At 61.5% G+C, this 5,253-nt stretch carries 4 protein-coding genes and 1 tRNA gene; all 5 read right to left on the minus strand.

The window, feature by feature from the left end:
* Positions 1–566: 566 nt before the first annotated feature.
* A tRNA-Lys gene (locus VNX23_RS24830) sits at positions 567–642 on the minus strand.
* Between the two features lie 246 nt (positions 643–888).
* On the minus strand, positions 889–1,443 hold the full coding sequence (locus VNX23_RS24835) for a Spy/CpxP family protein refolding chaperone (protein ID WP_325634211.1): 555 nt from the start codon (positions 1,441–1,443) through the stop codon (positions 889–891).
* A gap of 248 nt (positions 1,444–1,691) precedes the next feature.
* Positions 1,692–2,975, minus strand: coding sequence for a TRAP transporter large permease subunit (locus tag VNX23_RS24840; RefSeq protein ID WP_325634212.1), 1,284 nt, complete (start codon positions 2,973–2,975; stop codon positions 1,692–1,694).
* On the minus strand, positions 2,975–3,547 hold the full coding sequence (locus VNX23_RS24845) for a TRAP transporter small permease (RefSeq protein ID WP_325634213.1): 573 nt from the start codon (positions 3,545–3,547) through the stop codon (positions 2,975–2,977). The genes VNX23_RS24840 and VNX23_RS24845 overlap by 1 nt, the downstream gene beginning before the upstream one ends.
* A gap of 329 nt (positions 3,548–3,876) precedes the next feature.
* Positions 3,877–4,881: a TRAP transporter substrate-binding protein gene (locus VNX23_RS24850; RefSeq protein ID WP_325634214.1), complete on the minus strand. Its 1,005-nt coding sequence runs from the start codon at positions 4,879–4,881 to the stop codon at positions 3,877–3,879.
* Positions 4,882–5,253: the final 372 nt, after the last annotated feature.

A 5,253-nucleotide genomic window follows, 5' to 3' on the forward strand; every position in this document is an offset into this window, starting at 1 on the left:
ACCTTTTACGTCCTGCACACTGGGGCCGCAAGAAAGACCGGCCGGGGTACCCCCACCCCCTGTCCAGATACCCCCGGGGGTCCCGCACCTATGTCGAGGCTCGCGACCGCTGGCTGGTCAAACCCATCCGAACAACGCGCAAGGACTGGACTGAACCAGTTCGTCTCTGACGCGCAGAGTGTATGGCTCGGCGCCAGGACGGAGTGTCCGCACCGGAGCCGCGCGCCGGAAGGATGGCAACATCTGCGAGGATGACTCTAGGACAGGAATCATGGCCAGCGATGCGGAAAGCTATCACCGCAGCCCTTGAAGGCGACCTGATCCGCGGATCACGGCGGGCGCGGCCCTGCTGGCGTGCGCCGACGCATTTCGACCGGCGCGGGGTCTACCAGAGTAATCACCGGCATCATCGTTCGAGCGACGAGACTGCGAGAGCGCGGCTGTGCCCGCTGCTTCGAGCTCTCACGCGCGCGCATCTTGGAACCTAGTTGGAACCTCTGCTGGACAATCACTGCTAAAGGAGCCGAAGGTGCTCCAAGAAAAAATAGCGAATACAACTGGTTGCTTGGTGGGCGCACCAGGGCTCGAACCTGGGACCCGCTGATTAAGAGTCAGCTGCTCTACCAACTGAGCTATGCGCCCGGACCTGGTCCGGAAAGAGCCTTTCGCGAGACGGCGTCGTTTAGCAAAGCGACCCTGGAATGTCTAGCAAGTGCGCGAGCTTTTCACAAACCCCGAAGCGTGGCGCAAGTCGCAGAAAAGCCGCCGGAATCCGGCGGCTTGCCTGACAACTTGCGGAACCGGTCTTAGGCCCGGCACGCGCCCCGGTTTGGGCTGCGAGGCAGCCAGCGCCCGAGTGTGGCTTTGCTTGCGACGTGAACCGGGACACTAGAGCCGTTCGGGGCCTTCCCTGCCGGGGGCGCGGTCGCCGTCCCGGTCGCCGCCCATCATGCCACGCCCGAAGCGGCCGTGGCCCCAGCCATCGCCGCCGAAGCGGCCGGCGCGATGGGTCAGGATGGCGAGGCGTCGTTTCTGGCCCTCATCGAGGGTCTTGTACAGAGGATCGGCCGCATCGGCGACCTTCTTCATCGCGGCACCCATGCTCACCATGTATTCGGCGCGCTCGCGCAGGCGGGTCACCGGGTCGCCCGGCTTGGAATCGTCGGAATTCGCCTTCATCCGCGCATTGGCGCGATCGATCCGAAGCTTGACGAGGTCGCGCACCGCGCTTTCGACCGGAGGCCACAGTTTTTCCTGATCGGCGCTCAGTTTCAGCCCGGCATGAACCGCGGCGATCCGCGCATCCGCCAGCGCCGCCCTGTCTTCCATGCTCAGCCGCATCTGCCCCATGTGCTCGCGAAACCAGCCCTGGTGCTGGGCGTAGACCGCCGACGAACCGGCGATGGCGAGCGCGGCGACGCCGGCGATTGCGAACTTCCTCATGTGAACCTCCTCCAAAAGCATGATGGCGACCCGAAGCGCCGCTTTGGCGCCAGGGAGAGCCGGTTCTTGCCCGCGAAGAACGCGGAATGCGTTTGCGCGGAGACCATGCCTGACCTTAGACCGGCAAGGATGAGCGCGCGGGAGCCGGCGATCAACTTACAGTTTCGCAACGAACCACTCTCTTACCAACATTTAATCTCGTTAATTTCGTTCATATAGCTGACGGCTCAAATCCACCACACCAACGCTCAGATCATGCCAAGCAGCCGCGGCAGCCAGAGCGAAATCTCGGGCACGTAGGTGATCAGACCGAGGAAGACCAGCATCGCGCAAAGCCACGGCAGCACCGCGATCGTGATCTCGCTGATGCCCATTTTTGCGATGCTCGAGGCGATGTAAAGGTTAAGGCCGACCGGCGGGTGGCACAGTCCGACCTCGGTATTGACGATCATGAGCACGCCGAGATGGACCGGGTGAACGCCGAGCTTGGTCGCCAGCGGATAGAGGATCGGCGCCATGATCAAAAGGATCGACGAGGGGTCCATCACATTGCCGGCGGCGAGCAGGATGACGTTGACGACCAGCAAGAACATCCAGATCGAGAAGTTCTTGTCGATGATCCACGCCGCCATCGCCTGCGGAATCTGTTCATGCGTCATCAGGAAGGAGAACAGCACCGCGTTGGTGATGATGTAGAGCAGCATCGAGCTCATGCTCGCGGCCTGCAGCAGCACCTTCGGCACATCCACAAGCCTCAGCTCCTTGTAGACGAACACCGTGATAAAGCAGGCGTAGGTCGCGGCGACCGCGGCCGCTTCCGTCGGCGTGAAGATGCCGCCGTAGATGCCGCCGAGCACGATACCGATCAGAAGCAGGCCCCAGACGCTTTCGCGGAAGGCCGCAAACTGCTCGGCGAACGAGGCCCGCTTCATTTTCGGATAGTCGTTGCGTCGGGCGACGACGAACGTCACGGCGGCGAGCATCAAGGCCAGCACGATGCCGGGCACGATGCCGGCCATGAACAGCGCGCCGATCGAGGTATTGGTGGAGACGCCGTACAGCACCAGAATGATCGAGGGCGGCACCAGGATGCCAAGCGCGCCCGAGGTCGAGATCACGCCGACGCCGAAACGGCGCGGATAGCCGTACTGCACCATCGCCGGCAGCATGATCGAGCCGATCGCAACCACCGTTGCGACGCTCGAGCCCGAGATCGCGGCGAACATCGCGCAGGCCGCGACGCCCGCAAGCCCGAGCCCGCCCGGCAAATGACCGACCAGCGACGTGGTGAAGGCAATCATGCGCCGCGCCACCCCGCCGCGGGTCAGGAACGTGCCGGCGAGGATGAAGAACGGGATCGCCATGATGCCGAAATTGTCGAGACCCGAAAACAGTTTTAGTCCGACGCTTTCGATCGGCACTTCGGTCATCGTGAACAGGAAGGTGAGCACGGTCAGGCCGAGCGAAATCGAGATCGGCATGCCCGTCAGCATCAACGCAAACAGCAATCCGAAGATCAGCGCCGCACTCATCACGCTTCTCCGAGCGAGATCGGCGCTTTCGTGCTGACCTCGATATCATCGACATGGGCGGCGTCGTGGTGCGGCAGCTCGTCGTAACGATAATAGCTCCACATCACCTGCAGGAAGCGGAAGCACATCAGATAGGAGCCGAGCGGGATGCAGGCATAGACCAGCCAGCTCGGCAGTTCGAGATCGGGCGAGACCTGGTCGGTGTGCATCAGTTCGATGACGAATTTGGCGCCCATGGTGCCGACGATCGCGGTGAACAACGCGCCGCCCGCAAGCCCGAACAGGATCGTCACCTTGCGCCAGCGATCGTTGAGGTGGTTGATCAGGACGTCGACGCCGACATGGATGCCCTGGCGCACGCCATAGGCCGCGCCGAACTTCGCCATCCAGATGAACATGTAGATGCAAAGTTCCTGCGACCAGGCGAGGTTGATTCCGAACAGGTAGGGATAGAGGACCGGAACATCGACGAGAAAGCGATGCACCACGGCGACGAAGGTGATCACCGTCGCCGCCCCCATCAGGCTTGCGATCAGAATCTCCTCGAGCCGGTCAAGAACGCGTAGAAACATCAATAGTGCCCCATCATGATCGAGCGGACCAATCAGCCGACTCGATCATACCCCTTAAAGCTGATGAATTAGGTCGAACGGCAACCGCAGTGAACTCCCTCTCCCCGCTTGCGGGGAGAGGGTTGGGGTGAGGGGGATTTTCCAAGAGCATGGTCTGCGGATAATCCCCCTCACCCGATCGCACTGGACGATGCTCCGCATCGCCAGGAGCGATCGACCTCTCCCCGTAAACGGGGAGAGGTGAGCCGAGTTTGCTTGCAGAGCGATCCTGCCAAGACCATCTCGATTTCGCCGCTTCACGCCCCACTTTGCCAAAGCGATCCTTCCACTCAGTTCATCGGGCTGCGGCCGGTTTCTTTGAGGAATTCGTCGATCAGGGGCTGGCCGACCCGCGAGGCCACCTCCTTGTAGACCGGCATCATGGCCTTGCGCATCGCCGCATCCTGCTCCTGTGTCAGGTTAAGGATCTCGGTCTTGCCGGACTTCTTGATGTCCGCGAGCGCGTCGTCGTTCTCCCTGGCCGACTGGCCGTTGCCGTATTCGGTGGCTTCCTTCAACGCCTTTTCGCAAGCCGCGCGGATGTCGGGCGGCATGCCTTCCCAGAACTTCTTGTTGGCGACCACCACATAGCCGATGTAGCCATGATTGGTGACGGTCGCGTATTTCTGCACCTCATGCATCTTCTGCGTATAGATGTTCGACCAGGTGTTCTCCTGGCCGTCGACCACGCCGGTTTGCAGCGCCTGATAGACCTCGGAGAACGCCATCACCTGCGGAATGGCGCCGAGCGTGCGGAACTGCGCCTCGATCACCTTGGAGGACTGGATGCGGAATTTCATCCCCTTGTAATCCGAAGGCGCGATCAGCTTTCTGTTGGCAGTCATCTGCTTGAAACCGTTGTCCCAGTAGGCAAGACCGGTCATGCCCTTCGGCTCTAACAGCTTGAGCAGTCTTGTCCCTAACGGTCCGTCCGTCACCTTGCGCAACGTGGCGAGGTCCGGGAGAATGTAGGGAAGGTCGAACACCTCGAATTCGCGTACGCCGATCGGGCCGAACTTGGAATTCGACGGCGCCAGCATCTGCACCGCGCCGAGCTGCAGCGCTTCCAGCTCTTCCTTGTCCTTGTAGAGGGTCGAGTTCGGATAGACTTCGACCTTGACCTTGCCGTCGGCGTATTTTTCGGCAAGCTCCTTGAACTTTTCGGCCGCCTTGCCCTTGGGCGTGTCGGAGGCCACGACGTGGCTGAACTTGATGACGATCGGCGACTGCGCCGATGCGCCTCCCACGAGCGCCAATGCCGCGATCGCCGCAGCCGCCAATACCATTTTACGCATGTGACCTCCCGATTGACCTTTTGCGGCTGCGCGCTGAAAAGGCGCGCTCCAAAACGTTGTTTTCTCGCCTGAACCAATACAGAGACGGGATGCGAAAGGCCATTGCCCGTTAGCAGGGTGGTGGAGAGCCTTGCTGCGATGCACAAACGCAGCGAAGTTCTCCCTCTCCCCGCTTGCGGGGAGAGGGTTGGGTGAGGGGGAATCAACGCACATTCGAGCTATCGGATAGTCCCCCTTGTAAGTCGAAAGTCCGTTCGTCTGGTATTGTAGACGGTGCGGTGACGGACGGGAGTCCGCAGACCCCAAGGTCGTTGCAGACCGTGGGTGAGACAGGTGCCCCGTCCGTCAGTCCATCGAACCCGAACAGTCGCC

This window comes from Bradyrhizobium sp., assembly GCF_035570375.1.
GTDB lineage: Bacteria > Pseudomonadota > Alphaproteobacteria > Rhizobiales > Xanthobacteraceae > Bradyrhizobium.